Source organism: Flavobacterium sp. ASW18X, assembly GCF_005144745.1.
In the GTDB taxonomy this organism is placed as follows: domain Bacteria; phylum Bacteroidota; class Bacteroidia; order Flavobacteriales; family Flavobacteriaceae; genus Croceivirga.
This window is the reverse complement of record NZ_SWKK01000020.1, coordinates 1-26,302: the sequence shown is the minus strand read 5'-3', so window position 1 is coordinate 26,302 and position 26,302 is coordinate 1. Positions and strand designations below refer to the sequence as shown.

General features: G+C 37.8%; 22 protein-coding genes. 12 read left to right on the top strand and 10 right to left on the bottom strand.

Translation table 11 applies throughout. The annotated features are described in order from the left end of the window. Nucleotides 1–146 precede the first annotated feature (146 nt). From FBT53_RS13555 to FBT53_RS13545, 3 genes are all read right to left on the bottom strand, one after another. The gene (locus FBT53_RS13555; protein WP_136951730.1) at nt 147–1,637 is read right to left on the bottom strand and encodes a hypothetical protein; all 1,491 of its coding nucleotides are present in this window, start codon (nt 1,635–1,637) and stop codon (nt 147–149) included. A 154-nt stretch (nt 1,638–1,791) separates the two neighbouring features. Then, nucleotides 1,792–2,964, bottom strand: a complete 1,173-nt coding sequence (locus FBT53_RS13550; RefSeq protein WP_136951729.1) for a gliding motility-associated C-terminal domain-containing protein — start codon at nt 2,962–2,964, stop codon at nt 1,792–1,794. 1 nt (nt 2,965) lies between these two features. Further along, entirely contained in the window at nt 2,966–6,841 is a 3,876-nt protein-coding gene (locus FBT53_RS13545; protein WP_136951728.1) for a hypothetical protein, read from the bottom strand. Nucleotides 6,842–7,076: 235 nt separating this feature from the next. Between FBT53_RS13545 and FBT53_RS13540 the strand changes: the two genes are divergently transcribed. The 6 genes from FBT53_RS13540 (at nt 7,077) to FBT53_RS13515 (ending at nt 12,512) form a co-directional block, all read left to right on the top strand. After that, nucleotides 7,077–7,823: a hypothetical protein gene (locus FBT53_RS13540; protein ID WP_136951727.1), complete on the top strand. Its 747-nt coding sequence runs from the start codon at nt 7,077–7,079 to the stop codon at nt 7,821–7,823. Nucleotides 7,824–7,842: 19 nt separating this feature from the next. Continuing rightward, nucleotides 7,843–8,598 (top strand): carboxypeptidase-like regulatory domain-containing protein, encoded by a 756-nt coding sequence (locus FBT53_RS13535; RefSeq protein ID WP_240729838.1) that lies wholly within the window; start codon nt 7,843–7,845, stop codon nt 8,596–8,598. Nucleotides 8,599–8,677: 79 nt separating this feature from the next. Next, entirely contained in the window at nt 8,678–9,187 is a 510-nt protein-coding gene (locus tag FBT53_RS13530) for a DUF6702 family protein (protein WP_136951725.1), read from the top strand. Nucleotides 9,188–9,244: 57 nt separating this feature from the next. Continuing rightward, a complete protein-coding gene (locus tag FBT53_RS13525) occupies nt 9,245–11,566 on the top strand; it encodes a M1 family metallopeptidase (protein WP_136951724.1) in 2,322 nt (773 codons plus the stop codon). 85 nt (nt 11,567–11,651) lie between these two features. Beyond that, nucleotides 11,652–11,930, top strand: a complete 279-nt coding sequence (locus FBT53_RS13520; protein WP_136951723.1) for a twin-arginine translocase TatA/TatE family subunit — start codon at nt 11,652–11,654, stop codon at nt 11,928–11,930. 3 nt (nt 11,931–11,933) lie between these two features. Continuing rightward, entirely contained in the window at nt 11,934–12,512 is a 579-nt protein-coding gene (locus FBT53_RS13515; RefSeq protein ID WP_136951722.1) for a phosphatase PAP2 family protein, read from the top strand. Here FBT53_RS13515 and FBT53_RS13510 read toward each other — a convergent pair. Continuing rightward, nucleotides 12,471–13,112, bottom strand: a complete 642-nt coding sequence (locus FBT53_RS13510) for an O-methyltransferase (protein WP_136951721.1) — start codon at nt 13,110–13,112, stop codon at nt 12,471–12,473. The genes FBT53_RS13515 and FBT53_RS13510 overlap by 42 nt on opposite strands. A 46-nt stretch (nt 13,113–13,158) precedes the next feature. Between FBT53_RS13510 and FBT53_RS13505 the strand changes: the two genes are divergently transcribed. Both FBT53_RS13505 and kynU read left to right on the top strand, forming a co-directional pair. Continuing rightward, nucleotides 13,159–13,629, top strand: coding sequence for a GNAT family N-acetyltransferase (locus tag FBT53_RS13505; RefSeq protein WP_136951720.1), 471 nt, complete (start codon nt 13,159–13,161; stop codon nt 13,627–13,629). A gap of 6 nt (nt 13,630–13,635) precedes the next feature. Continuing rightward, entirely contained in the window at nt 13,636–14,904 is a 1,269-nt protein-coding gene (kynU, locus tag FBT53_RS13500) for a kynureninase (RefSeq protein WP_136951719.1), read from the top strand. 2 nt (nt 14,905–14,906) lie between these two features. Here the strand turns inward: kynU and FBT53_RS13495 are convergent, their stop codons facing one another. Then, complete coding sequence (locus FBT53_RS13495; RefSeq protein WP_136951718.1) at nt 14,907–15,746, bottom strand: AraC family transcriptional regulator; 840 nt, start codon at nt 15,744–15,746, stop codon at nt 14,907–14,909. A 130-nt stretch (nt 15,747–15,876) separates the two neighbouring features. Between FBT53_RS13495 and FBT53_RS13490 the strand changes: the two genes are divergently transcribed. After that, on the top strand, nt 15,877–17,022 hold the full coding sequence (locus FBT53_RS13490) for an MFS transporter (RefSeq protein ID WP_136951717.1): 1,146 nt from the start codon (nt 15,877–15,879) through the stop codon (nt 17,020–17,022). Here FBT53_RS13490 and FBT53_RS13485 read toward each other — a convergent pair. Further along, nucleotides 17,019–18,194, bottom strand: coding sequence for a carboxypeptidase-like regulatory domain-containing protein (locus tag FBT53_RS13485; protein ID WP_136951716.1), 1,176 nt, complete (start codon nt 18,192–18,194; stop codon nt 17,019–17,021). The genes FBT53_RS13490 and FBT53_RS13485 overlap by 4 nt on opposite strands. 6 nt (nt 18,195–18,200) lie before the next feature. Further along, a complete protein-coding gene (locus FBT53_RS13480; protein WP_136951715.1) occupies nt 18,201–18,917 on the bottom strand; it encodes a hypothetical protein in 717 nt (238 codons plus the stop codon). Nucleotides 18,918–19,000: 83 nt separating this feature from the next. Here FBT53_RS13480 and FBT53_RS13475 point away from each other — a divergent pair, with 83 nt between their 5' ends. From FBT53_RS13475 to FBT53_RS13465, 3 genes are read left to right on the top strand one after another with little or no spacing between them, the layout of a single operon-like run. Further along, nucleotides 19,001–19,612, top strand: a complete 612-nt coding sequence (locus FBT53_RS13475; protein WP_370324083.1) for an RNA polymerase sigma factor — start codon at nt 19,001–19,003, stop codon at nt 19,610–19,612. A 6-nt stretch (nt 19,613–19,618) separates the two neighbouring features. Further along, nucleotides 19,619–19,807, top strand: a complete 189-nt coding sequence (locus FBT53_RS13470; protein ID WP_136951713.1) for a hypothetical protein — start codon at nt 19,619–19,621, stop codon at nt 19,805–19,807. 30 nt (nt 19,808–19,837) lie between these two features. Then, nucleotides 19,838–20,656 (top strand): mechanosensitive ion channel, encoded by an 819-nt coding sequence (locus tag FBT53_RS13465; RefSeq protein WP_136951712.1) that lies wholly within the window; start codon nt 19,838–19,840, stop codon nt 20,654–20,656. Nucleotides 20,657–20,682: 26 nt separating this feature from the next. Here the strand turns inward: FBT53_RS13465 and FBT53_RS13460 are convergent, their stop codons facing one another. The 3 genes from FBT53_RS13460 to FBT53_RS13450 form a co-directional block, all read right to left on the bottom strand. After that, nucleotides 20,683–22,710 carry an OmpA family protein gene (locus FBT53_RS13460; RefSeq protein WP_136951711.1) on the bottom strand — a complete coding sequence of 676 codons (2,028 nt, stop codon included), beginning with the start codon at nt 22,708–22,710 and terminating at the stop codon, nt 20,683–20,685. 1 nt (nt 22,711) lies between these two features. Beyond that, a complete protein-coding gene (locus FBT53_RS13455; RefSeq protein WP_136951710.1) occupies nt 22,712–23,620 on the bottom strand; it encodes a type IX secretion system membrane protein PorP/SprF in 909 nt (302 codons plus the stop codon). Nucleotides 23,621–23,780: 160 nt separating this feature from the next. Beyond that, the coding region (locus tag FBT53_RS13450) for a gliding motility-associated C-terminal domain-containing protein (protein ID WP_136951709.1) at nt 23,781–26,302 on the bottom strand (2,522 nt) is incomplete at its 5' end.

Below are 26,302 nucleotides of genomic sequence, written 5' to 3'. Positions count from 1 at the left end.
CAGCACCTGCAGTGTATGTCGTATCGTCATCACCATCAGCAATATCTGCAGGCACATTGGTCAAATCATTAAAACTACCACTAAAATCGTCCGTACTGTCAATATCCAAGTTTACGGGAACACCAGTTAAGTCGGCAAAAGCCCCGCTAAAATCGTCGGTGGAATCGGTATCTAGATTGGCTGGGATACCCGAATGGAGTAATGGTTGTATTGTTAACTGAAAACTCAGTACCCACAAGATTAAGACCAGCACCTGCAGTGTATGTCGTATCGTCATCACCATCAGCAATATCTGCAGGCACATTGGTCAAATCATTAAAACTACCACTAAAATCGTCTGTACTGTCAATATCTAAGTTTACGGGAACACCAGTTAAGTCGGCAAAAGCCCCGCTAAAGTCATCGGTGGAATCGGTATCTAGATTGGCTGGGATACCCGTAATGTTAGCCCAAGCCGGAGTTATGGTCGTATTGTTGACCGAAAACTCGGTACCTACAAGATTAAGACCAGCACCTACAGTGTATGTCGTATCGTCATCACCATCAGCAATATCTGCAGGCACATTGGTCAAATCATTAAAACTACCACTAAAATCGTCTGTACTATCAATATCTAAGTTTGCGGGAACGCCAGTTAAATCGGCAAAAGCCCCGCTAAAATCGTCGGTGGAATCCGTATCTAAATTTGCTGGAACACCTGTAATGTTAGCCCAAGCTGGGGTAATGGTTGTATTGTTGACCGAAAACTCGGTACCTACCAGATTGAGACCAGCACCTGCAGTGTATGTCGTATCGTCATCACCATCAGCAATATCTGCAGGCACATTGGTCAAATCATTAAAACTACCACTAAAATCGTCTGTACTGTCAATATCTAAGTTTACGGGAACACCTGTAATGTTAGCCCAAGCCGGAGTAATGGTCGTATTGTTAACTGAAAACTCAGTACCTACAAGATTAAGACCAGCACCTGCAGTGTATGTCGTATCGTCATCACCATCAGCAATATCTGCAGGCACATTGGTCAAATCATTAAAACTACCACTAAAATCGTCTGTACTGTCAATATCTAAGTTTACGGGAACACCAGTTAAGTCGGCAAAAGCACCACTAAAATCGTCGGTGGAATCGGTATCTAAATTGGTTGGGATATCTGTCAAATCAGCATAGCTTCCGGAAAAACTGTTGCCAGATAGTGCAAGTATTGTTTTTTCTCCCAATTCGTTTGTATAGGTGAACTCATTAGGACCTGTAGCTTCTAAGGTACTTATATTTTGTGCTTCACCATAAAAAGTGGTTTCTACACCAGAGGCGTTGGTAAATGTAAACGTGCCATCTAAGTTGTCAGTCAATGCTGCAGCAGGACCATTGGAAGTTCCATCACATAAATTGTCCCATGCCGTACCATTAAAATAATGCACACATTGGGTATCTGTATTATAAACTAAAGCTCCGTTTAACGGAAAGATAGCATTCATTTGCTGATTGCTAACCCGGGTTAATACTAACGCTTTGGTAGTACTCTCTAATTCTAATAAAGAGGAGGCATCTATTGTAGTGATATCCTCACCAATTTTAACTTGAGCAAATGATGATAAACTAACAAGAACAAGCAATAACGGTATTATTTTCTTCATTGCAGATGGTATTTTGATGTATTTAGACTGAAAAAATAGGTCTTACACCGATTCAATAAAGAAAATATGTTGTAAAAAGAAGTATTATTCTTACAAAATAAGAAAAACTTGTGGTGAGCTTTTTATATGTTGCTTTACTTTGTTAGAGTATAGATTATCGTTTTAAGTAGAAAAAGCCTTGGTAGTTTAAATCCATATCTGGTAAGGATACGGTGTAGTAATAAATATCATCTGGTAGACCTTCTTCTCTTTTGATGACAAAATTATCTAGATTAGAAAACCCATTAAACTCGTTATTTAAGTAGTTTTCTTTGGTATATACTTTTTGTCCAAATCGGTTATAGATATGTAACACATTACGGCCTTCTATTTGGTCCCAATCGTCAAAAGACAATACATCATTTATACCATCACCATTGGGCGATACAAAATAGTTGCCCAAAGTTGGATAATTAGCAGCAAAAGTATCTGTTGGTAATGGAGTAGTGCCAAAGGTAATGGCTTCAAAATTACTAGGTACAAAAGTGTTAGATACTAAAAAGCCTTCATTAGGATTACCGCTAATGGCACTATTACCTATAATTACCCATTGGTTGGCAGCCTTGGACCAGCCCACTAAGACAATGTCATCTATCGTGGGAGCAACACTTTGTAGCCCACTGTTAAAATTCCAGCTAATGGTAACTTGTGAGGGTTGGTCTGTATCTATAATCCAAAATTCTTGGTCAGAAACATAGCCTATATCATTAATAGCTTCATTGGTGTCTAAAGAGATAGCTAACACCGCTGGGTTGGTGGGGTCGTCTTTAATATAGCTGCATTTTGCTTGGGCCACCGGGGCGGAAGCGTTTAGTAGCAAGGGCCTAAGGGCGCCTTTGTCCCCTACGGGAAAAGAAAATGTGGCTTCATTTTCTACGCTAGCAAAACCTTGAACATAGCTGGTATCACTCTCTCCTGTAAAAAAAGCATCTTGTAAAAAATTGGCAGTAACATTTACATCATTATACGGGGTAAACACTGTACCAGTAATAAAATTAAAATTATTACCAATGTTCAAAGGCGTAAAAAGTACCAAGCCAAAATCATTGGCCAATTCTGCATCATATACATTTAAGGGCGCATTGCCGGTAATGCTTACGGTAGTATTGCCATAAAAGCCTAGTAGGGTGTTGGGTTGCGCTACAAAATCTCCCTCATTATTTAATTGGTTGTGTACGCCAACAGTGGCTTGTGGGTGCAAATATAAATTACCTACATTGTTAAAGGTGCTTTGCCCCCAACTATAACTAGCTAACCCTAAAAAAAGAATAAAGCCCCAAATGCGCATGTTAGTTATTTTTTTGTTGTAACAATATAGCTTTTATCTGCGCCATGTCTTTTTTAAGACTTTCTACCTCTTGGTGTAAAGCTTGTTTTTCTGCCTCTAAACTTTGTATCTTTTTTTCTTGGGCAATAGTATGCAAAAACAGCTCTTCTATTTTTTCAAGGTTTTGCAGGTTAGATTGGCTTAAGTTCCAAACGCCACTGGCCTGTGCTTCTTTAGCAGAAGTTACCCCCGGTAAATGGTGGTTTTCTTTAACAAAGCGTTCTATTTGTGCTAAGGTTTTAAACTCATAGTCTGCTTTAAGGGCAGAGCTGCCTAAGAAATGTTTTTGGAAAACGTAGTCGGGAACATTTGCTGTTATATCACCGGTTGCTTCTATCTCACCGTCTGCTCTAATATTGCCAATAACATGAAGTTTAGCCGCAGGTGTAGTGGTACCAATACCAACATCGCCATTATTTTTAATGGTCATTACTTCATCTCCCTGAACGGGTAAACTATCATCTGCTGAATCGCTTTGCATAAAGTGGAAATCTCCTCTGGCAAACCCAGGGCCTGCCTCATCCCACTTTCGCTCATATACAAGACCACCTTTTCCATAGCTGTTTGCTGCTTCTACTGCAAATAATATACCTGTAGCTTTTCCTCCCCCATCATCTCCACTATAATTTTGAAGTTGTAAGGCGTATGCAAAGCCTGGACCGTTATCAGCTATATGTACTTTAGAAGAGTTAGATTCTTTATCTGTATTTAAATCCAAACCAACAAACAATGCTCCGTAAGAAATACCACCTAATGTTCTGGCATTGGGATTCCAATAGAATCCTTGGCCACCATTTGTATTTACGGCTTCTTCCCAACCGTCTCCTGTAGCATTTACAAAAGGAATGCTGTATTGGTTTAACCCGCTTGGAATAGCTGCATTATCTGACCAAACTACGTCTCCATCTCCATTTTTAGATAATATTTGACCATCAGTACCTACGTTTCCATCATTATCGGTTAAGGTGCCGTCTAACTGTAAATCTTGATTTACTATAACACTTTGAGTGTCATTAATGCGAAGGGCTTCAATATCATTTGTTGAAAAACCTAATATTCCAGATGGATCGGCTAAGAACATACCCGTATCACCATTGTTAGTAAATCGATAGGAAGGTACCCCTGCTGTTCCATTTGAATTTTGAATTCCAGATGCTCTGACACTTCCAGATACCGTTAGTTTGTTAGTCAATCCAGGCGTATTAGTTCCAATACCAAGAGCCCCACTGCCTGAACTACCTGTGACATCCCAGAATAGTTGTGCATTATTTTCCGTTGGAGTACCATCAGTATCTGCAAAGAATATTGAGCCTTCAGTACCAGATACAGTAGCGGTTGCAAGGGCAGCGTCTATACCATTTAAGTGGCTTAGCACATTGGTGCCACCAATTGGAGCATAATTTACATTGGTAGCTCCATCAACAGGAACTTCATCCGCGTTTTGGTTGTCTTGGTCATCGGCTGTAATCCAACTTAAAGTTGCATCTTCCCATTTTAAGACTTGTCCGTCTGTTGCACCCATTTTGTTTAAATCTTCAGCGAGTATTGTTGCGTTGGCTATTTCATCAGAGTTAACTGCGCCTGTGGCAATTTCAGTAGCGGTGATGCCATCTGCAGATACGCCTAGTGTGTACTCATTCCCGACCGTTCCACTACCAGACAGTGTAAGTGTACCATCTGTTGCGCCAACTACTTCGTTGCCAATAATGCCATCAACTTCTGTTACCGTTGCATTTATATCTGCTTCTGTGATTAACTCCCAGTTAGTCCCATTCCACTGTAAAAGTTGGCCGGCAGTTGTTCCAGGTGCTAATTTATCTAATGTAATATTATCGTTGGCGATTTTATCCGTGGTAACTGCATTAGCAGCTATTTTTGCAGGACCTATTGCATCATTGTTAATAGTTAATGTACCATCTGTCGCTAAAGTAGCATCCCCACCAATAGTTTGTTCGCTGGCAGCATTAGCGGCATCTCCTATAAAAACTGTTCCGTTGGTTAAACCGATGGTTCCTGCACCAGAATCGTTATCTGGAGCGGTAATCCAACCACCCGCACCGGCGTTAGCCGTATCACTCCATTTAATAACATCATTATCTGTTGCGCCCATATCATTTAAATCTTCAAGTAATATGGTGGCATTAGCAATATTAGCTGAGCCTATAACACCAACAGTAAATAAATTACCTGCTGTTCCATCACCAACTATGGTTACTCCATCAGCCTCTTCCGTAGTTCCTCCGGCTACAGTTTGCCAAGTGTATCTTCCTGCACCATCAGTAGTTAAAACATCACCATTGTTAGCGCCAGTATCATCGGGTACTTGGTTTACTCCTGCGATAGCTGTAGTAACTTCTGTCTCTAAAGCAAAAGGACTTAAATCGATATCAACATCTGTTTGGTTTGGAACAGTAAGCGTTACTGTTTCACCAGTAAGCGTGCCATTTGTTACAAAATCGTTACCATCTGCACCTCCGGCCAAGGTAAGTCCGTCTACATCGCCCTGCAATTCGGCCAGAGCGTCTTGTACATTAATAGCATCTAGGTTGGTAATTGCGGCGGCATCTACGGCTACGTTGGCTGCGGTATTATCTTGCCAATTTACTAAACCACCATTGGCAATTAGTACTTGCCCATCTGTGCCTGCACTTAATTTTTCTGGGGTTACATTACCATTGGCAATGTCCGCTGTTTGTACTTCACCGTCTAGAATTTTTTCAGTAGTTATACCGTCATTGGCAACACTAATAGCTGTTGCATCCCCGTCCCCCACAATAGTAGTACCATCTGTAGTGACCGCAATAACTGCAGGGTCTTGCCAATTGGCCACGGAACCATCAGAAACTAATATTTGGCCCGCCGTCCCTGCACTTAGTTTTTCTGGAGTAACATTGCCGTCTAAAATTTTGGTAGTAGTTATGGCATTATCTGTTATGGTAAGTTCTCCCAAATTGTCTAAGTTGGCATCACCAGAAATACTAACGCTTTGTGCTGTATTAGCTGCATCACCCACAAAAATAGTTCCATCTGCTAGCGTGCTTAAACCTGTTGCTAAGTTGTCTACATAATTTTTGGTAGCAGCATCTTGCAAGTTGGTAGGTTCAGCAAGGTTTGTAATACTTTGACCACCAAGGTCAACAGCTGCACTTGCAGCGCCAAAACCGCTTATGGGAATATTGGCCTTGTCTAATTTATTATCTGTTACGCTACCATCTGCTAGGTCTGCAGCAAGGATGGTGCCGTCTTCTATTTTATCTGTAGTTACTGCATTTAATGCCAAAACTCTGTTAGTTACTGCTTCGCTATTTAAACTGCGACCTTCAATAGTTTCATCTGCTATCTTGCTTCCTAAGATAGAATTGTTGGCAATAAGACTACCTGGAACCTGAAAAATTTCAAAATTGTAATTATCACCATCTTGTGTAATTACTATGGTTTGTGCTTGTCTTGGTTCCGTAGGTACTGTTGTAAAATTAGGATTTATTGCGCCACTTAGAGAAACTCTTAGTTCCGTTCCGTCACTGTCTGTAAGCACTAAATCATTTTCTAATAGTTCAAAACTAGTATTTGTTGTGTTTTGGCACAGACTTTCCCATTCTGTTCCAGTGTAATGAAATACACAAGCCTCATCTGTATTAAATACTAATGCTCCACGTAAGGGAGTCATTCCCTGCATCTGACTATTATTTACCCTAGAGATTACTAAGGCTTTATCTGTGCTTTCTAATTCTAAGAGTGAAAAAGCATTAATATTTTGTGGGTTGTTGCCAATTTTAACCTGTGCTAAGGTTGTGGCCACTCCAAATACAACTAATAAAGAAGTAACTAATAATTTCATTGTGGAACTTTTTTCATATAGATTTTAGGCAAAAACAAAAATAGACGTAAATCTTAGTCTGCATGCTTTTCTACGGTAAAATACCAATGACTTAGGTGAAAGGATAATCTTACGTGGAAATTCAGTTTGGTTTGTCTAATAAATTCAAGAAACTAATTTATTAACAAAAGTTTAGATGTGACTAATTTTATTTTAATTATCTAAACCACTTTCTTTAACACCACAATACATTGTTATGCTAAGAAAATACGCTTTACTGATATTAATCACCATGGCATTATTGCCTGCACAAGCTCAGGAGGCTACCCGCCAATGGTTACGCGGACAGGTGATCTACCGTGGCACCAACGTGGTGAATGAGAACGTTATAAATACCAACAGCCAAAAAGCAACCATTACTGATGAAGGCGGACGCTTTGCCATTGAGGTAAAGGTGGGCGACCAGCTGGTGTTTACAGCCGTAAATTACCAATTAGAGGTGGTGTTAATAACGCAAGAGATGTTGAACAATGGCCGTTTAGTGGTAGAGGTAGAAGAAAAGGTTACCGAGTTAGATGAGGTTATTGTAGGGCCAGAGAATTCAGAACAATATGTTAAGTTAAAGAATGAAGAATTTCAGGAATACGAATATGAAATAGACCGTACCACAGAAGTAGAGAATGTGGCGCAATCCCAGATTGAAAGAGGCATGAAAGATGGCATAAATTTTGTCAATATTTTTAAAGCCATCTTTAATGCTAAAAATCAAGAAACAGGTGAGGGTACACCCTTAAAAGTAAGTGAGGTGTTACGCCATGTGTATGATGATGAGTTTTTTGTGGTAGACTTGGGCTTGCCCCAAAAACAAATAGATGCTTTTTTGGTGTATTGTGATGATAAAATACCATCCCAATCCCTGTTAAAGAAAGAGAATGAATTTCAGCTTATCGACTTTTTGGTTACCCAAAGCAAGAACTTTAAAGCAGAAACTGCTAAAAACTAGTGTATTTACCCTCTTAGTAATGTGGGTAACTACCGTTACTGCACAAGAGAAGACCTTAAATGGAAGGGTTATTGCAGAACAAGAAGATGTTACTGGGGTAACCATACAAAACCTGCGTTCCCAAAAAGCAACGATTACCGACTTTGATGGCAACTTTTCTATTGCGGTTAAAGAAGACGATACTTTGGTGTTCTCTTCCGTGCAACTAAAACGTAAAGTTGTGTCAGTTAATAAGTTGCTAATGAATACTTCTTACGTTACCGTGCCAATGGAGCCCTTTGTAAATGAGCTTAGAGAGGTGGTGGTTAGACCTTTTGGCTTGTCTGGCGATTTAAGTAAAGATGTAGGTACGCTCAATACTAAAGTAGTAGATAAATATTCTTTGGGATTGCCTAATGCGGATGTCAAAATACCTACACAAAGTGAGCGTAAGTTGCAAGAAGCATCTAAAGGAACCTATTCCCTAAAAAATCCGTTGAGAGTTGGGGTTTTGCCTTTAATTAATGCAATTACAGGGCGAACAAAAATGCTAAAAAAACGTGTGGCTACAGATAATAATTATGCTAGAACAGAGCGCGTTAAAAATTTTTATGTTGATAGTATATTTTTAATCGAATTTAAAATTCCAGTTAATAAGGTAGACGATTTTATGTATTTCTGTGAAGTAGACCCAGAATTTCAGCAATTGGTAGCGCGTAAAGATCAATTAAAATTATGGGCTTATATGCAGCGTAGAAGTGCAATATATAGAGAAAATAACGGTATCCAAGAGTAGTAAGATATTTGTAGATTTAGAACACGTATCTTGCCATCAATCATCAAAAAAAAACTAATAATCTAAGATGAATATTAACATGAGAACAAAGAGATTAGTATTGCCGGTTTTGGTTTTAGTAGCGCTTATCGGAATGTCTTTTGCGCACAAATTTTACGTAAGTGTCACCAATATTAATCACTCAGAAAAGGATAACGCTTTACAAATTACCACGCGTATTTTTATAGATGATTTAGAAAATGTGTTGACTGAACGTTATGGGATTAAAGGTGAATTAGCGAGCCAAAAAGAAAACCCGTTAGCAGAGGAATACATAGAGAAGTATTTACGAACTAAGTTTTTAATTAACATTGATGGTCACCAGGTAACCTACAAGTATTTGGGTAAAAAGTACGATGCAGATGTAGCTATATGTTACATAGAAGTTACCGATGTTAACTTAGACTCCCACACATCGCTCACGGTGACGAATGAAATACTGACAGATTTGTTTGATGACCAAAAAAATTTGGTTCATGTAAAATGGAAAGACCAAAAGAAAAGCTTTGTCCTAATAAAGTCAGATACTAAAGGAATGTTAAAACTCTGATGCTGCCTAAGCTAATGAGTAAAAAGCAGTATTTTTCAAACTTAAAACTGACAAAAAATGAATAAACTCAAGTATGGTTTTGCTAGCCTACTTTTTATGCTTGCCTTTGTAGGTATAGCACAAGAAAGTGAGGAAAAGCAAGAACGTGAACCCGGCCATTACAACCAAAGCCGATTTAAACAACTTTACGAAGAATTCTCCACGCCAAACAGCTATCGTTCTGCATCTGGTGCCCCAGGACCTGCCTATTACCAACAGCAGGCAGACTACAAGATGGACATTACTTTAGATGACAAGAATGCAAAAATTTACGGAGAAGAAACAATTACTTACACCAATAACTCTCCAGACAACTTGGAGTTTTTATGGGTACAATTAGATCAAAACGTACGTGCCAAAGATTCTAAATCTCCGTTAAGAAATGGTAGCGGCGTAAATTTTGCTTACACTCCTGGTAATTTTGCAGAAAGCTTTGTAACGGAACCTTTTGATGGTGGTTTTAATATAGATTGGGTAAAAGATGCCAACGGTAAGCCATTATCTTATACAATTAACCAAACCATGATGCGTATAAATATTCCGCAGGCCCTTAAAAGTGGCGAGAATATATCTTTTAGCATTAAGTGGTGGTACAATATTCCAGACCATACCGTAAATCGTGCGCGTTCTGGTTACGAGTATTTTCCTAAAGATGGTAACCGTGCTTATGTAATTGCACAGTTTTTCCCTAGAATGGCGGTATACTCAGACGTAGAAGGATGGCAAAACCATCAATTCTGGGGTAGCGGTGAATTTGCATTGCCATTTGGTAATTATGAAGTAAATATCACAGTGCCAGAAGACCATGTGCTAGATGCTACTGGGGTTTTGCAAAACAGAAAAGAGGTATTTACCAAAGAAATGATGAAGCGTTACGAACAAGCTAAAAAATCTTATGATAAGCCTGTTATCATCGTAACTCAAGCAGAAGCAGAAGCCAAAGAAGGTAGCTTTGCAGAAAAAACTAAAACTTGGAAGTTTAAAACGGAACCAGGTAAAATGGTACGTGATTTTGGTTTTGCAACTTCCAGAAAGTTTATTTGGGATATGCAAGCCGTAAAATTGGCGAACCGTGATGTAATGGCGGTTTCTATGTACCCAAAAGAAGGCAACCCGTTGTGGGAAGACTTTTCTACTAAAGCAGTTGTGCAAACTTTACATACCTACTCTAAGCATACTTTTGATTATCCTTACCATAAGGCTATTTCTGTACATGCCAAAAACCAAGGTATGGAATACCCTATGATTTGCTGGAATTATGGTAGACCAAATGAAGATGGTACGTATTCTGATAGAACTAAATATGGGATGATTAGTGTGATTATACATGAGGTTGGTCACAACTTTTTTCCAATGATTGTAAATTCTGATGAGCGTCAGTGGGGTTGGATGGATGAAGGTTTAGATACCTTTATGCAGTATTTGGCAGAGCAAGAATACGGTAAAAATTATCCGCAAGATGTTGCTCCAAATGATAATTACCCTTCTAGAAGAGGTGCGCCAGAAAAAATTGTACCGTACATGGCAGGAGACCAAAAATACATTTCTCCAATCATGTCTAACCCAGAAAACGTTTATCAATTAGGTCCTAATGCCTATGCTAAGCCAGCTACAGCATTAAATATTCTAAGAGAAACCGTAATGGGTAAGGAGTTATTTGATCATGCATTTAAAACTTACGCACAACGTTGGATGTTTAAACATCCATCGCCAGAAGATTTTTTTAGAACTATGGAAGATGCCTCTGCGGTAGATTTAGATTGGTTCTGGAGAAGCTGGTTCTACACTACAGATTATGTAGATATTGGGGTAGGTGGTGTTAAAAAATACTATGTATCTAACAAAGTTACCAAGCAAATGCAAGAATACATGGATGCTCGTGGTTTAACAGAGGCAGACTTGCCACCACTAGTTTATTTAGCAGATGCAGAGAGTGAAGAAATGGATAGCAACCTTAAGGATAAAGCTCCTTCAGAAATTTCTAAAAACTTGAAAGAGTTTATGATGGATAATATGACGGAAGCGGAACGTGCTCAAGTAAAAGAGCCTAAATATTTTTATGAGGTGACCTTTACGAAGCCAGGTGGTATACCAATGCCGTTAATTGTAGAGTATACGTATGCAGATGGTAGCAAGGAAAATGTTACCTATCCACCAGAAATTTGGAGAAAGAATGATGCAGAAGTAAAGCGTGTATTGTCTTCTCAAAAAGAATTGGTAGGTATAGTTGTAGATCCTAAGTTAGAAACTGCAGATATAGATACTACTAATAACGCTTGGCCACAAAAAGACGAGAAGTCAGATTTTGATCAATTTAAAGAAAAAGTAAGAGGAGAATAATTTCCACTTAAAATAATGTATAAAGGCTCAATGATTTCATTGGGCCTTTTTATTTTTGCTGCTTAGTTCTCTTTATATTTGTATCATGCATGTGTTATTTATTAGCGGAGCGGAGATATTTTTTATCATGTTTATCGTGGTCATGGTATTTGGCGCGGATAAGATTCCAGGTATAGCAAAAGGATTGGGCAAGGGAATGCGCCAATTAAGAGATGCAACCGATGATATTAAGAGAGAAATACAAAAAAGTGCGGAAAACCATGGCATGGATACCGATTTTACCAAGGATATTAAAAAAGAGATAGACGAGGTAAAGAAAAATGTAGATGAGGTAACCGGTGCCATAAAGCGAAGCGGAAAATAGTTTATGTTAGAAAAGCTTTTAGAATGGGATAGGGATGTGTTTGTGTATTTAAATGGCTTGGGAGTGGACCGTTATGATGGTTTTTGGTCTGCTATCACAGATATTAAAACATGGACACCTTTATTCATTTTCTTTTTTATTCTGATGTTTTTAAAGTACGATAAAAAAGAAGCATTTTTAAAAACAATAACCGTGCTTCTATTAGTGCTTTTTATTACTACAGTTACGGATTTAACCAAAGAAACAGTTGCACGTTTAAGGCCCAATAATGATGAGGCAATTAATACGATAATTAGAATATTAAGAAAGCCATCGGATTATAGTTTTTTCTCTGGGCACGCTTCTAGCTCTTTTTCTATTACCACTTTAGTATTTTTATTTCTTAGAAAGTTTTATAACTGGACTATACTGTTTTACATCTGGCCAATTCTATTTTGTTTTAGCAGAATTTTTGTTGGGGTGCATTTTCCTATAGACATTTTAGTTGGGGCACTTGTAGGTACGTTTTCTGCTTGGTTGTTTTACCGAGTTCACAATATATTACTTAACGCGGCTCAGCGTAAGGCCGTCTCTAACGGATAACAATACAGTTTCTACACGCGGGTCCGTCGCTAACTTTTTGTTATACTCTAATAATACTTGAGTAGCTTTATCAGATTTTTTAACTGGCTCTACCACCTTACCAGACCACAAAACATTATCTGATAGTATTACACTACCTGGTCTGCATTTTTGTAACGCGGCTTCAAAGTAGGCATCATATTGTTTTTTTTCTGCATCAATAAAAACCAAGTCAAATACCTCTTCCAAATGGGGGATAATATCTAAAGCATCCCCTACGTGTTGTGTTATGGAAGCCTCATTTCCGCTAAGTTTGTAATATTTTTGCTGTATGCCATACAGTTCTTCATTAACATCAATAGTATGTAAATGTCCATCTTTGGATAAGCCTTCTGCAAGGCAAATAGCAGAATAGCCAGTGTAAGTGCCTATTTCCAAAATTCGTTTAGGACTAATTAATTTAGAGAGTAAACTTAAGACGCGGCCTTGATAATGCCCAGTTAGCATACGGGGTTGTATAACTTTAATATGGGTTTCTCGCCTTAAATCTTGGAGGACTTGTGGTTCTGGAGCCGAGTTATCAGCAATATAGTTTTCCAATACAGAAGATAGAAAATGCATGCAATCGTTTTGGCAAAATTAGCCAAATAAGGGTTAATTTTAGGCAATGGAAAACGTTATTCTTAGAGATGCAAAACTAGAAGACCTTGTAATCTTAAAACAATTTGAGCAAGAATTAATTGCGGCAGAACGCCCCTTTGATTCCACCATAAAACCAGATCCTATATCTTATTACAATTTGGAAGCCTACATTAAGAGAGAAGATGTAAAAGTAGTAGTTGCAGAGGTAGAGGGGCAAATTGTATCCTCTGGTTACGCATTGTCTAAAAAGGCTAGACATTATTTGGACCATGAGGCGTACGCCTATCTGGGATTTATGTACACTTTACCTGCATTTAGAGGTAAAGCCTTAAATGCACAAATAATGCACGAGTTGAAAGCATGGGCAAAAATGCAAGGTTTGCTAGAGCTGCGTTTAACCGTGTACCAAGAAAATAGCCCTGCGGTGAACGCTTATAAGAAAAGCGGTTTTGCTAGCCACATTAATGAAATGAGACTACGATTAAAAGAAGATTAAAAAGCTATGAAGTTTAAAAATACATTGGAGTTTGCACAAGAATTAGATGCAAATGACCCACTAAAATCTTATAGAACCCACTTTGCTTATCCTAAGGTAAATGATAAGGAAGTAATTTATTTTACTGGTAATTCTTTGGGCTTGCAACCTAAATTGGCCACAAATTATGTAGATGATGTAATGCAAGATTGGGCACAGTTGGCTGTAGAAGGACATTTTTATGCAGAAAAGCCTTGGTGGGATTACCATGAACGTTTGGCGAAACCTTTGGCAAAAGTGGTTGGGGCAAGACCAGAAGAGGTTTCTGTGATGAATACGTTAACAGTAAATCTACATTTTTTACTCGTTAGTTTTTATAGACCTACTGCAAAACGCTTTAAAATTATTTGTGAGGAAAAAGCTTTTCCTTCTGATCAATATTTATTGCAGAGTCAGGTTAAATTTCATGGATATAATCCTGCAGATACCATTGTAGAGGTAAAGAAAAGAGAAGGTGAACATGCTTGGCGTACAGAAGATGTTATAGCAAAAATTAAAGAGGTTGGGGATGAGTTGGCTTTGGTCCTTATCGGCGGAGTAAATTACTACAATGGACAGGTTTTTGATATGGCAGAAATAACCAAAGCAGGGAAAGCACAAGGTGCTTTTGTAGGTTGGGATTTGGCACATGCCGTGGGTAACGTGGCGTTGCATTTACACGATTGGCAAGTAGATTTTGCTGCTTGGTGTAGCTACAAATATATGAATAGTGGTCCGGGTAATGCATCTGGAATTTTTGTGAACGAAAAGTATTTAAATACCAAAGCTATCCCAAGGTTTGAGGGGTGGTGGGGTAATAAAAAAGAAACTCGCTTTTTAATGAAACCCGAGTTTGAACCCATTGCTACTGCAGATGCCTGGCAAGTAAGTAACCCTCCGGTTTTATCTTTGGCGCCTTACCTTGCATCCTTACAGTTGTTTGAAGAGGTAGGTATGGAAGCGCTTTTAGCAAAACAGAAAACGCTAACAGCGTATTTGGAGTTTATTCTAACCGAAGTGGACAAGCAGGTAGAAAGTACTTTTGAAATTATTACTCCCGAAGCTCGTGGATGCCAGCTTTCGGTTTTTCTACATGGAGAAGGTAGAGAGTTGTTCGACTTTTTGATGAAAAACGGAGTTATTGTGGACTGGAGAGAACCCAATGTAATTAGATTAGCGCCGGCTCCTTTTTATTGCTCTTATGAGGACATGTATAATTTTGGCGAAATATTAAAAGCAGGAATACTGGGCAAATAGAGTCATGGAATCTTGGTTGGCGAATAGCCAAATTGTTTTTTAAATTCTTTACTAAAGTAAGAAGGACTGTTAAAGCCTGTTTGGCACATAGCCTCTTTAACAGAAATTGGTTGTTGTAGTAGTAATTCATTTGCTTTTTTAAGGCGATAGGTATTTAGAAATTTTTTAAAATTTTGTGCTGTCATCTTTTTAAAAAATCGGCAGAAAGAATTTGGAGACATCCCTAATAATTGTCCCATTTCTGCATTACTGATGGGTTGTTGATAATGTTTGTTTACATGATTAAAAATCAACTCTAATTGTTTTACGTTGCGGAGGTTGGTTTTCGCTGAAGCTTCAAAAGGAGATAAAATTTTTTGTGGTTCTGCTTTAGAAAGTATATTGAATATGCTTAACAAGCTTAATAATCGTTCTGCGCTATCTTGGCCTAACATCGCCTTAAAATAGGGCGCTACTATAGCATGTGTTGCATCAGAATATAGTAATGCGGATTGCAAAGAGAGCAGCATTTTACTGATAGCTTTAAATTCTGGAAAAGATATTATTTGCTCTTTTGCAAACGCAGCATCAAATTGTATGACCGTTTCAGTATTATTGGGATAGTCATAATTACTAAAATCTTCGTGCGGAATATGACCTCCAACTAAAATGAGTAATCCGTTTGTGTAGGTGGTTTCTGTAGTTCCAATATGTATTTTTTTTGAACCATTTTTGATATAAACTAATTCCAATTCTGGATGGATATGCCATCCAACAGAATTGCAACCATTATCAATGGTGTAATGGGCGTATTTTATGGAGGCGCCAATATTTGGTTTAATGGCTTCTACTATGGGTTTCATAGTATAAAATTAGCTATTTGTGTTTTGCAGTAAGATGTTTAGGAATATATTGTTATAGAAGTGGTGAGATAATTTACAAACTTCTGTTTTTAAATAGATAATCTTTGTAAGAGTTTAATTGCAACACCTTATGAAATCACTAAGACTCATACTTTCTAATCCAAGATATTTAGCTCCCGCTCTTGTTTTTGCTAGCCTAAATATTTGGTTTGGTACTTGGGCCATTTACATACCTACGGTAAAGGAAATGCTAGCTATTGGTAAGGCAGATTTAGGATTTGCTTTGTTTTTTTTGTCATTAGGGGTGTTTAGTGTATTTCCTATAGCCTCTAAACTGGTTGCTAGACTTGGAGTAGGTAGGGCTACTTGGGTTTCTATTCTATGTTCTAGTTTATTTGCGATGTTTCCCCTAATTGCACCAAATTATGGTCTGCTATGTATTGCGTTATTTTTTTTAGGGGCAAGCAATGGGTTTACAGATATAGCAATGAATACCTTGGTGACAGAAATTGAAAAAAAAGATGGAATTCGTATAATGTCAGCAGCCCATGGATTTTACAGTCTAGGTGGTATTTTAGTAGGACTTACTAGTTTTTTAATTCCGATAATTCCGCATCCTATGTATCATATGTTAGGGAGTGTAGTCCTTATTTTATGGGTAAGTTATAACATGCGTAAGCATTATATTCATATTACTGCTGCTACTAAAAACAATCAAACTTTTAATATAAAAATGTTTAAACCTTTATTTCTATTAGGTTTAGTTGCATTTGTTAGTATGGGCAGTGAAGGTGCTATTGTAGATTGGAGTGGTTTGTATCTGAAAGAAATAACCCTTGCGCCAACATACTTAATAGGTGCTGGTTTTTTAGCATTCTCCGCAACCATGACTTTAGGGCGATTTTTAGGAGACGGTATAAGCGAGTCTCTGGGGTCTTACAAGTTATTAATGTTAGGGGCAATTTTATGTATCCTTGGTTTTGTACTCGTATTAACAACAACAACTATTTTAGCTATTATAGGCTTTGGATTTGCAGGGCTTGGTTTTTCTGCTATGGTGCCAGAATTATTTAGAATAGGAGGTAAGGTAAATAGTGTCCCCTCTAGTCAAGGAGTAGCATTGATTGCAGGTTGTGGATATCTAGGTTTTTTATCTGGCCCGGTGTTGCTGGGGTATTTAGCAGAGACTTTTAATCTAAAATTTAGTTTTACACTACTTTTGTGTTGTGCGGTGTTAGTGTTCCTGATAGCTTTTACCAAGCGAAAAACCGATTAGTCAAGATTTGTTTTTACCTTAAATTCAACAGCTTTAGCTTGCATATTCATTATAAATATTTCCATTTCCTTAGTTAACAAGAGATATTCTTGGTTTTTCCAGAAAGCAGCGTCATAGTTTTTTTTAAGTTTAAAAATATCTCTAGTGGCACTTACATTTTTCTTAAACTTTTTGGTGTTAAATGGATTATAGTTACTCAATATAAATTCAGCTTCAAACAGTGTTTTTTTGTCAGTTCTAGTATCTATACATTCCACAATCTGTCTTTGCTTTGCTTTTTTTAACGTGTAAAGATGGGTGTTTGTGTCTGGTTCAAAATATACTTCTACAAAGTGCTCCAAAGTTTTGTATTTTAACCAATTTTCATTGCTGTAGGGAGCTTTATTCTGGTCTTTAGTGATTGTTTGTTTTAGTTGAAATTTTTCAATTGCGTTATTTTTGAGGTTAATAATGTAATGCCCTTCTGTTTTAGTAGTGTCTGCATTTTTAGAAGCATATTCATACCTTAATCTATCTCCGCTTTCAAAAGGAATCTTTTTGAAATTATGTGCTTTTTCTACAGCCTTTATCCGGGCAAAATTGGTAAGTATTCCATAAAAAGTTGGAAAAATAAAATAGATATTACTAGTGTCTTTAACCATGCCAACCTTGCGCATATGGTTTAATTGCACCTGGTAATCTTTAGTAGTTAGTTGAATTTCTTTGTTGTACAATAACGTTTTACGCCACAGATTACCTTGCATATCTTGGATGCGTACTAACTTTCCATTTCGTCTCAATGTAGCGCGCAAAAAGAAATTTTCTTGGTAGGGTTTAAATTGGTAATTGACCTTAATACTGTCCCTTATTTTTTGGAACATTGTTTTTAGGTTGCTTACTGTAACACCTTCTAGTTCTAGCGCTTGGTTTTTTAAATAAACGGTATCCTTTAGTTGAGCAAAACTAAGTTTCTTAATCTCATAGCCGAGTAACTTAAACTGTATGCTATCTGCATAACTGTTGATAAAATAACGGCCATCCGCATTAGAAAAGGTATAATCGCCAGTGGTATAGATATTTACAAACTCTAAGGGTTGTTTTGTTTGTTGGTCTAAAATAACGCCAAGTTTTTGGTTTTGGGAAAAGCCTAAATAACCAAAAAATAGCACAATTAACAGCGTAGAAGATTTCATAAAAAATTACTCATCAAGTGCTGTGCCATTTACTTTTATTCCATCAAAATAGAGTTTAAAATCTTTAGACGCACCTTTATATTCTTGTGCAATTTTAATACCGTTTTGTTCTTTATAATTTTCCCAAGTGGTACTCATGCTGGGTTTTTCTTGATTTCCTTCTCTAAAAGTCCATTCACGAATAATTAAGTTGTCTCCAAAATAAAAATCATAGGCATCACCTGGAGTATAACCTCCTTTACTACCGTATACTACAGTGAGTTTTTGCATGGGATGTTTGCCAATTGGGGTGGTATCTAAGACTTTGTGGGTATAAGTATAGTTGTTACGGTCCCATACCAAATTAAAGGGCGCTAATAACCAAAATTTATCATTGATAAAACCAGCATTGGTTTTATAGGCAACACTATCCATGGATTTTCGGTTATAGGTTAGACTATCGGTACCATTAATGTGGGTTACTGTGTTTTGTTTTATATTCCAAATCCAGCTTCTCTGAAAATGTTTTTCATTACGATCAACATTAAAAGTAAAAGCCAGTTGATCAATAGTTTTCCAGTTTTCAAAGCCATGTGCTACAGCTATTCTTTCTGGTAAGGTAAGGTGTTTTTCCTCTATTTCCGGAGCTTCAGGAATAGTTTCTTCTGTTTTTGAAGTGTTGTTCTTACAACTAATAATTAAAAAGCAAATAACAACAAACAGCGTACCAATACCGTATTTCATAGCCTAATTTTTGTTTAAAGATACCCAGTATTAACTATATTGCCGATTATTTTAAAAAAATCTAAGTGACTTTTCTTAAACGCTTGTTTCTCATACTTATAAACCAAACCAGAAATGGTAATGGTAGAGAAGATGCGTATAAGGATTTGAGTGACGAAGAACTGGTAGCTAAAATTGTAGCCAATAATGACACCTTGTTATTTGGAGTATTGTATGATCGTTATGTTAAAATGGTCTACAACAAATGTTACGGTTTTGCCCGTTCTGATGATGAAGCGGAAGATTTGACCCAAGATATATTTTTGATGCTTTTTGTAAAATTAGCTTCTTTTAAGGGCAAGTCTAAATTTTCTACCTGGTTGTATTCTTTTACGTATAACTTTTGTGTTAATTACGTAAATAGGGATAAGCAACGAAAAATGAGTGACCAATCCGTGGCAATGGAAGACACGGAGTATAAATTAGCACAAGACGATGTGCCAGACGAAAGTATCTATGAACTTAAGGCTAACAAATTAGCCAAAGCTTTAGAAATGATTAGTCCAGAAAATAAATCAATCTTACTCTTAAAGTACCAAGATGGTGCGTCTGTTAAGGAGTTGAGTGATTTGTTAGAGCTTGGAGAAAGTGCCGTAAAAATGAGATTAAAACGGGCTAAGACCAAGCTTTTAGAAATTTATAATACCTTAGGATAAGATAAAATGGCAGACCAAACAGATAACCCTTTTAAACAGCTTAACCGCAATTTGCGGGAGGTTCCTCCTGAGATGCGGAAAAAGGTTATGAATGATATTGCCATTGCAAAACTTATTCTAGATATGGCCGTTTTAGTAAGCTCTAATTATGCCTCTGTAATTTCTGGGATGATACGGACTAATAAACGTAAGTAAACCAATCAACATTCAATTTATATACAACTCATGGAAAAATATAAAAAAGTACTAGAGGATAGCTTATCCGATATTTTCTCCAGTGCGGTGCAACTATTACCAAAGATAGTATTGGGGATTTTAGGGCTCATTTTTGCTTGGCTAGTGGTTAAGGTAATCATGTTCATTCTAAAGAAAGTACTTAAAGCAGCGAAAATAGATGCGCTTTCTCAAAAAGTTACAGAGGCTAATTTTTTTGGAGATAAAGAAGTTAAAGTAGATTTAGCAAAAATTATACTAGGTATTGTAAAAGTACTTTTAATTTTAATGTTTGCGACCGTCATTTCTGAAGTGTTAGGGCTTAAAGCTGTATCTGATGGAATTGTCGCAATTTTTGCCTATTTACCAACCTTATTTAGTGCGCTTTTAATTTTAGCTGCTGGCTTGTATATCGCTACCACTGTAAAAAAGGCTACTTTGGCTTTGTTTGATTCTATGGGTGTAGGCGGTTCAAAATTTATTAGCAATACGCTTTTTTATCTTATCGCCTTTTTTGTATCGATTACGGCATTAAACCAAGCAGGCATACAGACTGATATAATCACCAGTAATTTCACCTTAATTTTAGGAGCCTTTTTAGCTGCAGCAGCTTTAGGCTTTGGTTTGGGTTCAAGGGAGGTCTTTGCAGATGTTCTTAAAATGTTTTACGCCAGAAAAACCTATATGGTAGGGGATAAAGTGATAGTAGGCAAATTAGAAGGTGTTATTGTCGCTATAGACAATATGTCTATGACTTTAAAGACCGAAGAGGGTAAAGTAGTACTCCCTATAAAGGAAGTGGTGGAAAAGAAAGTAATTATTATAGAATAAAAAAAGCCTCTTTTAAGAGGCTTTTTTTATTTGGTTTTTGACTTTTTATCGGGTGTTGTTGGATCTAAGGCTTTAAGATGGTCTGGTTTAAATATGTTAATTATCGGGAATTCAGACCTTCTATTTAATTCCAGTATTTCTGGAGGGCAATCCCACCTTGTTTTACAATCATTTACTGGCTGCCTTTTTCCATAGCCCTTGTAAGATAGTATGCGTTCGGCAGGCACTCCATTAGCTACCAAATACTCATAGGTGGCTTTTGCTCTAGCCTCAGATAGTTTATCATTATATTCATGACTACCAACGCCGTCTGTATGTGATTCTAGCTTAATTGTCATATAGGGATAGGTTTCTACCATCAATTTTACCACTTTATCCAATTCTTTAGCTGCATCTGGGCGTATGTAAGATTTATCAAAATCAAAATAAATTTTATCCAAGCCAGCTAATATTTTTACATCTAACACAGGTTCTAAATACACATCTTTTTGAACTTTTTTCTGCTTGTTGGGTAAATTGGTCAGGTTTAGGGTGACCTTCTTTTCTGGGTGGGTAATGCGGTTAAGAACCAATTTGTATTTGGAACCACGATTTACGAACATACGGTAGTAACCACGGCCATCTGTTTTTACTTGTTTGATGAAATTCCCTGTGTTGATATCCGTAAGTTTTACCACCACCGAATCGAGTGGGTTACCATTTACCGCATCGTATACAAAACCATCTACATATAAAGATGGTGTAAAATCGAATTTATAAATATCGTCACCTCCTTTACCACCATCTCTGTTAGAACTGATGTAGCCTTCCGTTCCATCTTCATTAGAGAAAAATGCAAAATCATCCTTTTCGCTATTCACCGGTTTTCCTAGGTTAATTACGTCTGTGACTTCACCATTTTCATCGGTAATTGTGGCAAATATGTCTAGCATTCCAAAACCCACGTGACCATCAGAGGCAAAGAACAGTTTACCTTCATTATTGATAAAGGGAAACATCTCATCACCTGCTGTATTGATGATTGGTCCTGCGTTAATGGGTTGACCAACTCCACCTCGTGGATGAATATCGCAATAATAGATATCCGTACCGCCATATCCTCCAGGCCTGTCTGATGCAAAGTATAACTTTGTCCTGTTCTCGTTGACAGATGGATGACCGGTGGAGTAGTGGTCTGCATTTATTTTTAGGTTTTTGGCTACATACCATTCTTCGCCGTTTTTTTCGGCGATAAATATTTTTAGATTGTTTTGTTTCTGAACTAAGTTCTTGTCTTTAATTTTTTTTACATAGAAACCTTCCTTGTCTTCAAAATAATTGTTTCGTGTAAAGTAGGCTATGGTATCGTTTTTATAGTCTGTAGAGAATACTACAGAACTTTCATGATACTTAGAATTGATATCTCCTTTGATTCGCTGGGGAATGTACTCTGTCATCCGTTCAAAAGCACCACCTTCTTCTATAAAAAAGATGTCTAACCAAGGTTGGTTGTCCCAATCATACAAACGTTCGTCTTTAGAATCTGGGCGACTACTACTAAAATAAATGGTGTTCCCGTATTTAATAGCGCCGAAATCGTTAAACTGACTATTGTATTTAACAGGTTGAATATCATAGCGTTCTCTACTGTTAAAAACAACAGACGCTAGATTGCCATCTTTTAAAAAGCGGTCTATTAACTTATCATTCTTATTTGTCTTTTTGTAAAGTTTTAACCACTCCGCAGCTTCTTTTTCCCTACCCACACTTTTGAGTGCCATACCATATTTAAAATAATGGTTGCTAGAGATACCAGATTTATGAATAAACCTTTCAAAATAAGGTATCGATTTTTCATAGTCTCTTTGCAATAAATAGCATTCTGCTAATCTTTTTTGCGCGTGTTCCGGGTCTATACCTTCGGTAACCATCTCTTCGTATAAAGGAATGGCTTTGGCATAAGAAAACGTGCCAAAATATTTATCTGCTTTGCGTTGTAGTGGATGTTGTGCGTTTACGCTGGTGAAGCAGGCTACGAATAGTAGCAAGCTAAGTAGGTGCTTGGTAACATTCATCTTAAAAGTATCTTGGGGAACGGTATAAATCTTCCTTCTTATTTAGTTTGGGTTCAAATATTAAAATCACCTCGTGTGTGCCACCAGTGTAGGGTCTGGTGAGGGAGGTTGGTAAATCATAGGCATAGCCCAATCTCAAATTTTTACTGATTTGATAATCTGCAAAAGCTCCAAAGTTAGAGGCATCGTTAAAGCGATAAGATGCACCTAGCCAGAATTTTTCGTAAAACAAAAAACTAGAGGTGACATCATAAGAAGCTGGTGCTCCATTGGTAAATTTTGTAATTACAGAAGGTCTAAATTTTATATCTAAAGATAGGTCTAGGACCAAACCGGCAATACCGTAGTAGCTGTTTCGTTCTAAAGCTTCAAACTCTCCTTCGTTTACATCTGTATTTAAAATTCTAGGGGCAGAAAAACCAACATACCATCTGTTGGTAGTTAGGTACATGCCCGCACCAAAATTAGGGTCCCAAACATTAAAATTCTGATTAAAGAAGGGGTCGTTTACATCAGGATTTGATAAATCGTATTTAGTGAAACCACCATTTAAACCAAACGAAAGTTTGGCCTCCCAGGATATTGGTATAGTGTACGAAAAATTACCGTAAATAAACTGTGTGCTTTGGTCGCCCAAATGGTCATTAATATAAGATAATCCTAATGCTACTTTTTCATTGCGCATTGGTGTATGCAAAGAAAATGTACTGGTTCTAGGGTTGCCTACTAAGCCTGCCCATTGGTTGCGATGTAGAGCCGTAAAACTCAAACTCTCTCTACTACCCGCATAGGCAGGGTTAATAGAGGTAGTGTTGAACATGTATTGTGTAAATTGTGGTAACTGCTGTCCTTTTATATTAGAAAAGAAGAGCAGGCTCAATACAGTTATACCCTTAAAAATGGTATTCATAACACTCGTTGTTAGTTCTTTAATTTGTTAGGTTTGGGGGCATTGTGATAACAAAGAAACAGCATCTTATAACGAAAAACGAATTACACCGATTAATTGATTCTATTTTCGTTCTTTGTCAAAATCATCGTTATAAGGTGCTGATTCCAAGTTGTATGTTTTATTCTGTGCCAACGTAAATGTAACCGTTGATGGGTTGCATTTCTGGCTGTTCATTTATTTTTATAATGTAATAATACGTTCCTGCTGGTACAGTTCCTCTACTACCATAAGCGTTGTTTGGCGATGTGCCTCCCCAATCGTTTAGGTAGTTTCTAGACTCGTATACCTTATCTCCCCATCGGTTAAAGATGAGAACATCAAAAGTATACCCACAGTACTCGGTTCCTTTAATTTCGAATACATCATTAATAGCATCACCATTTGGTGTTACGGCTTTGGAAACCTCTATTTGGTCTCTAGTACAAGGCACACAATCATTGTTTGTGGTAATTATAAAATCTACATAATACTTGCAATCACCACCATTTGATGCGTACATTATTTTATATTCTCCCAATGCTAAATTAGCAGGATTAAATAGCGAGCCTTCTAAAACCACTTCGCCTTCTACTGCGGTAAAGATTCCGTTGGTATCAAAGCCCTGTGGTAAATAATTGATAAGGTCCACAGCCTCATCTTCTACACAAACATCAATATAAACTTCTTCTAATTGTGGCTGCATTACAAAAATGGTCTGCGTAAATGTGGCTGTGTTGCCACAGTCATCAGCTACTTCCCATCTTCGCTCTATCATATAATCATCGGTGTCTGCTACCGTAACAATTTCTTCTGTAAAGTTAACCACAGGGGTACTGCAACCGCCAATATCTCCTAATTCTGGTATGGCAGGTACTTCTTCTCCACAAATGATGGTCATGTCCTCAAAATTCGGGTCCATAAATCTATCATCCATTGGGTCTAGGTAATCTGGAATGCCATCCCCATCGGTATCATCATTGGTTGGGTCGCCATCGTTGTCCGCATCTTCGTCCATGGTTGGGATGCCATCGCCATCATCATCTACATCGCGATAATTAACATCGTCTTGATTGTCCGTATTAGGTAAATCGTTGGCAGGGTCGTCAATCTCATCGTTCACATCAAAGCCATCGTTTACATTACTGCCTTCATAACCGTCATCCAAGCCATCACCATCGGTATCGGTACCCGTTAAGGTCCAATCGGGTTGGCCATCGTTGTTAAAATCGTTCCCCTCGTTATTATCCGGAACGGTATCGCTATCAGAATCTAGGTCGATGAAATCTTGGGCCCCATCGCCATCGGTGTCTACAGGGACAAGTCCTTCATCGTTGGTATCGTAAGCATCATCTAAACCATCGTTATCAGAATCATTACCAGTTGGTGGTACATAACCATCAGTGGTTTGCGCTTCTACATTGTCTGGAATACCATCGTTATCCGAGTCAATGTCTCTGCTATCTGGGTAGCCATCATTGTCTGTGTCTGTAGCACCGTCTCCCTCGTTAGCATCTAGGATACCATCATTATCATCGTCTAAATCTACATAATCAGGAACACCGTCTCCGTCTGTATCCGTTGGGTCTAGGTAATCTGGAATGCCATCCCCATCGGTATCATCATTGGTTGGGTCGCCATCGTTGTCCGCATCTTCGTCCATGGTAGGGATACCGTCACCATCATCATCTACATCACGATAATTAACATCGTCTTGGTTGTCCGTATTGGGTAAATCGTTGGCAGGGTCGTCAATCTCATCGTTCACATCAAAGCCATCGTTTACATCACTGCCTTCGTAACCGTCATCCAAGCCATCACCATCGGTATCGGTACCCGTAAAGGTCCAATCTGGTTGGCCATCGTTATTAAAATCGTTCCCTTCGTTATTATCCGGAACAGTATCGTTATCAGAATCTAGGTCTATAACATCTTGCGAACCATCGCCATCGGTGTCTACAGGGACAAGTCCTTCATCGTTGGTATCGTAAGCATCATCTAAACCATCGTTATCAGAATCATTACCAGTTGGTGGTACATAACCATCAGTGGTTTGCGCTTCTACATTGTCTGGAATACCATCGTTATCCGAATCGATGTCGATACTATCCGCAAATCCATCACCATCGGTGTCAATAGTAGTGTCTCCCTCGTTAGCATCTAGGATACCATCATTATCATCGTCTAAATCTGTTATATCTGGTACGTTGTCACCATCAGTATCGTATTCATCATCAATAATAGTTACAATTCCTATTGCCTTGTTAATTTGAATTACTGTTGTGCTTAAGTTGGATAAAACGACTTGGAAATCTTCTTCCTCTTCTAACAATACATCATTTAGGATAGGTATTGTTATGGTGATTGGGTCAACTTCATTCCCAACAAGGGTTAGGGTTTTTTCTGTTGTTGTATAATCCTCACTAGCGGTTGCTGTATTGTCTGAAGTGCTAAAGTCTACAGTAAACGAATCTTGAACCGTACCAACTAAAGTAATTGCTAAGGTAGCTGTGCCGTCTGTTTCATTAACGGTTATATCATTGATAAATAATCCGGTAGTTCCAGGAATATTATCATCATCATTGATGATACCATTAGCGGTGGCATCGTTGATAGGCACTAACGGATTGGTAGTGCTGTTCAAGATAACGGTATACGCTTCTT

Bases quoted from the DNA above. Each gene is read 5' to 3' on its own strand.
- FBT53_RS13555 (WP_136951730.1), bottom strand. From the start codon at position 1,637: ATGAAGAAAATAATACCGTTATTGCTTGTTCTTGTTAGTTTATCATCA.
- FBT53_RS13550 (WP_136951729.1), bottom strand. From the start codon at position 2,964: ATGCGCATTTGGGGCTTTATTCTTTTTTTAGGGTTAGCTAGTTATAGT.
- FBT53_RS13545 (WP_136951728.1), bottom strand. From the start codon at position 6,841: ATGAAATTATTAGTTACTTCTTTATTAGTTGTATTTGGAGTGGCCACA.
- FBT53_RS13540 (WP_136951727.1), top strand. From the start codon at position 7,077: ATGCTAAGAAAATACGCTTTACTGATATTAATCACCATGGCATTATTG.
- FBT53_RS13535 (WP_240729838.1), top strand. From the start codon at position 7,843: ATGTGGGTAACTACCGTTACTGCACAAGAGAAGACCTTAAATGGAAGG.
- FBT53_RS13530 (WP_136951725.1), top strand. From the start codon at position 8,678: ATGAGAACAAAGAGATTAGTATTGCCGGTTTTGGTTTTAGTAGCGCTT.
- FBT53_RS13525 (WP_136951724.1), top strand. From the start codon at position 9,245: ATGAATAAACTCAAGTATGGTTTTGCTAGCCTACTTTTTATGCTTGCC.
- FBT53_RS13520 (WP_136951723.1), top strand. From the start codon at position 11,652: ATGCATGTGTTATTTATTAGCGGAGCGGAGATATTTTTTATCATGTTT.
- FBT53_RS13515 (WP_136951722.1), top strand. From the start codon at position 11,934: ATGTTAGAAAAGCTTTTAGAATGGGATAGGGATGTGTTTGTGTATTTA.
- FBT53_RS13510 (WP_136951721.1), bottom strand. From the start codon at position 13,112: ATGCATTTTCTATCTTCTGTATTGGAAAACTATATTGCTGATAACTCG.
- FBT53_RS13505 (WP_136951720.1), top strand. From the start codon at position 13,159: ATGGAAAACGTTATTCTTAGAGATGCAAAACTAGAAGACCTTGTAATC.
- kynU (WP_136951719.1), top strand. From the start codon at position 13,636: ATGAAGTTTAAAAATACATTGGAGTTTGCACAAGAATTAGATGCAAAT.
- FBT53_RS13495 (WP_136951718.1), bottom strand. From the start codon at position 15,746: ATGAAACCCATAGTAGAAGCCATTAAACCAAATATTGGCGCCTCCATA.
- FBT53_RS13490 (WP_136951717.1), top strand. From the start codon at position 15,877: ATGAAATCACTAAGACTCATACTTTCTAATCCAAGATATTTAGCTCCC.
- FBT53_RS13485 (WP_136951716.1), bottom strand. From the start codon at position 18,194: ATGAAATCTTCTACGCTGTTAATTGTGCTATTTTTTGGTTATTTAGGC.
- FBT53_RS13480 (WP_136951715.1), bottom strand. From the start codon at position 18,917: ATGAAATACGGTATTGGTACGCTGTTTGTTGTTATTTGCTTTTTAATT.
- FBT53_RS13470 (WP_136951713.1), top strand. From the start codon at position 19,619: ATGGCAGACCAAACAGATAACCCTTTTAAACAGCTTAACCGCAATTTG.
- FBT53_RS13465 (WP_136951712.1), top strand. From the start codon at position 19,838: ATGGAAAAATATAAAAAAGTACTAGAGGATAGCTTATCCGATATTTTC.
- FBT53_RS13460 (WP_136951711.1), bottom strand. From the start codon at position 22,710: ATGAATGTTACCAAGCACCTACTTAGCTTGCTACTATTCGTAGCCTGC.
- FBT53_RS13455 (WP_136951710.1), bottom strand. From the start codon at position 23,620: ATGAATACCATTTTTAAGGGTATAACTGTATTGAGCCTGCTCTTCTTT.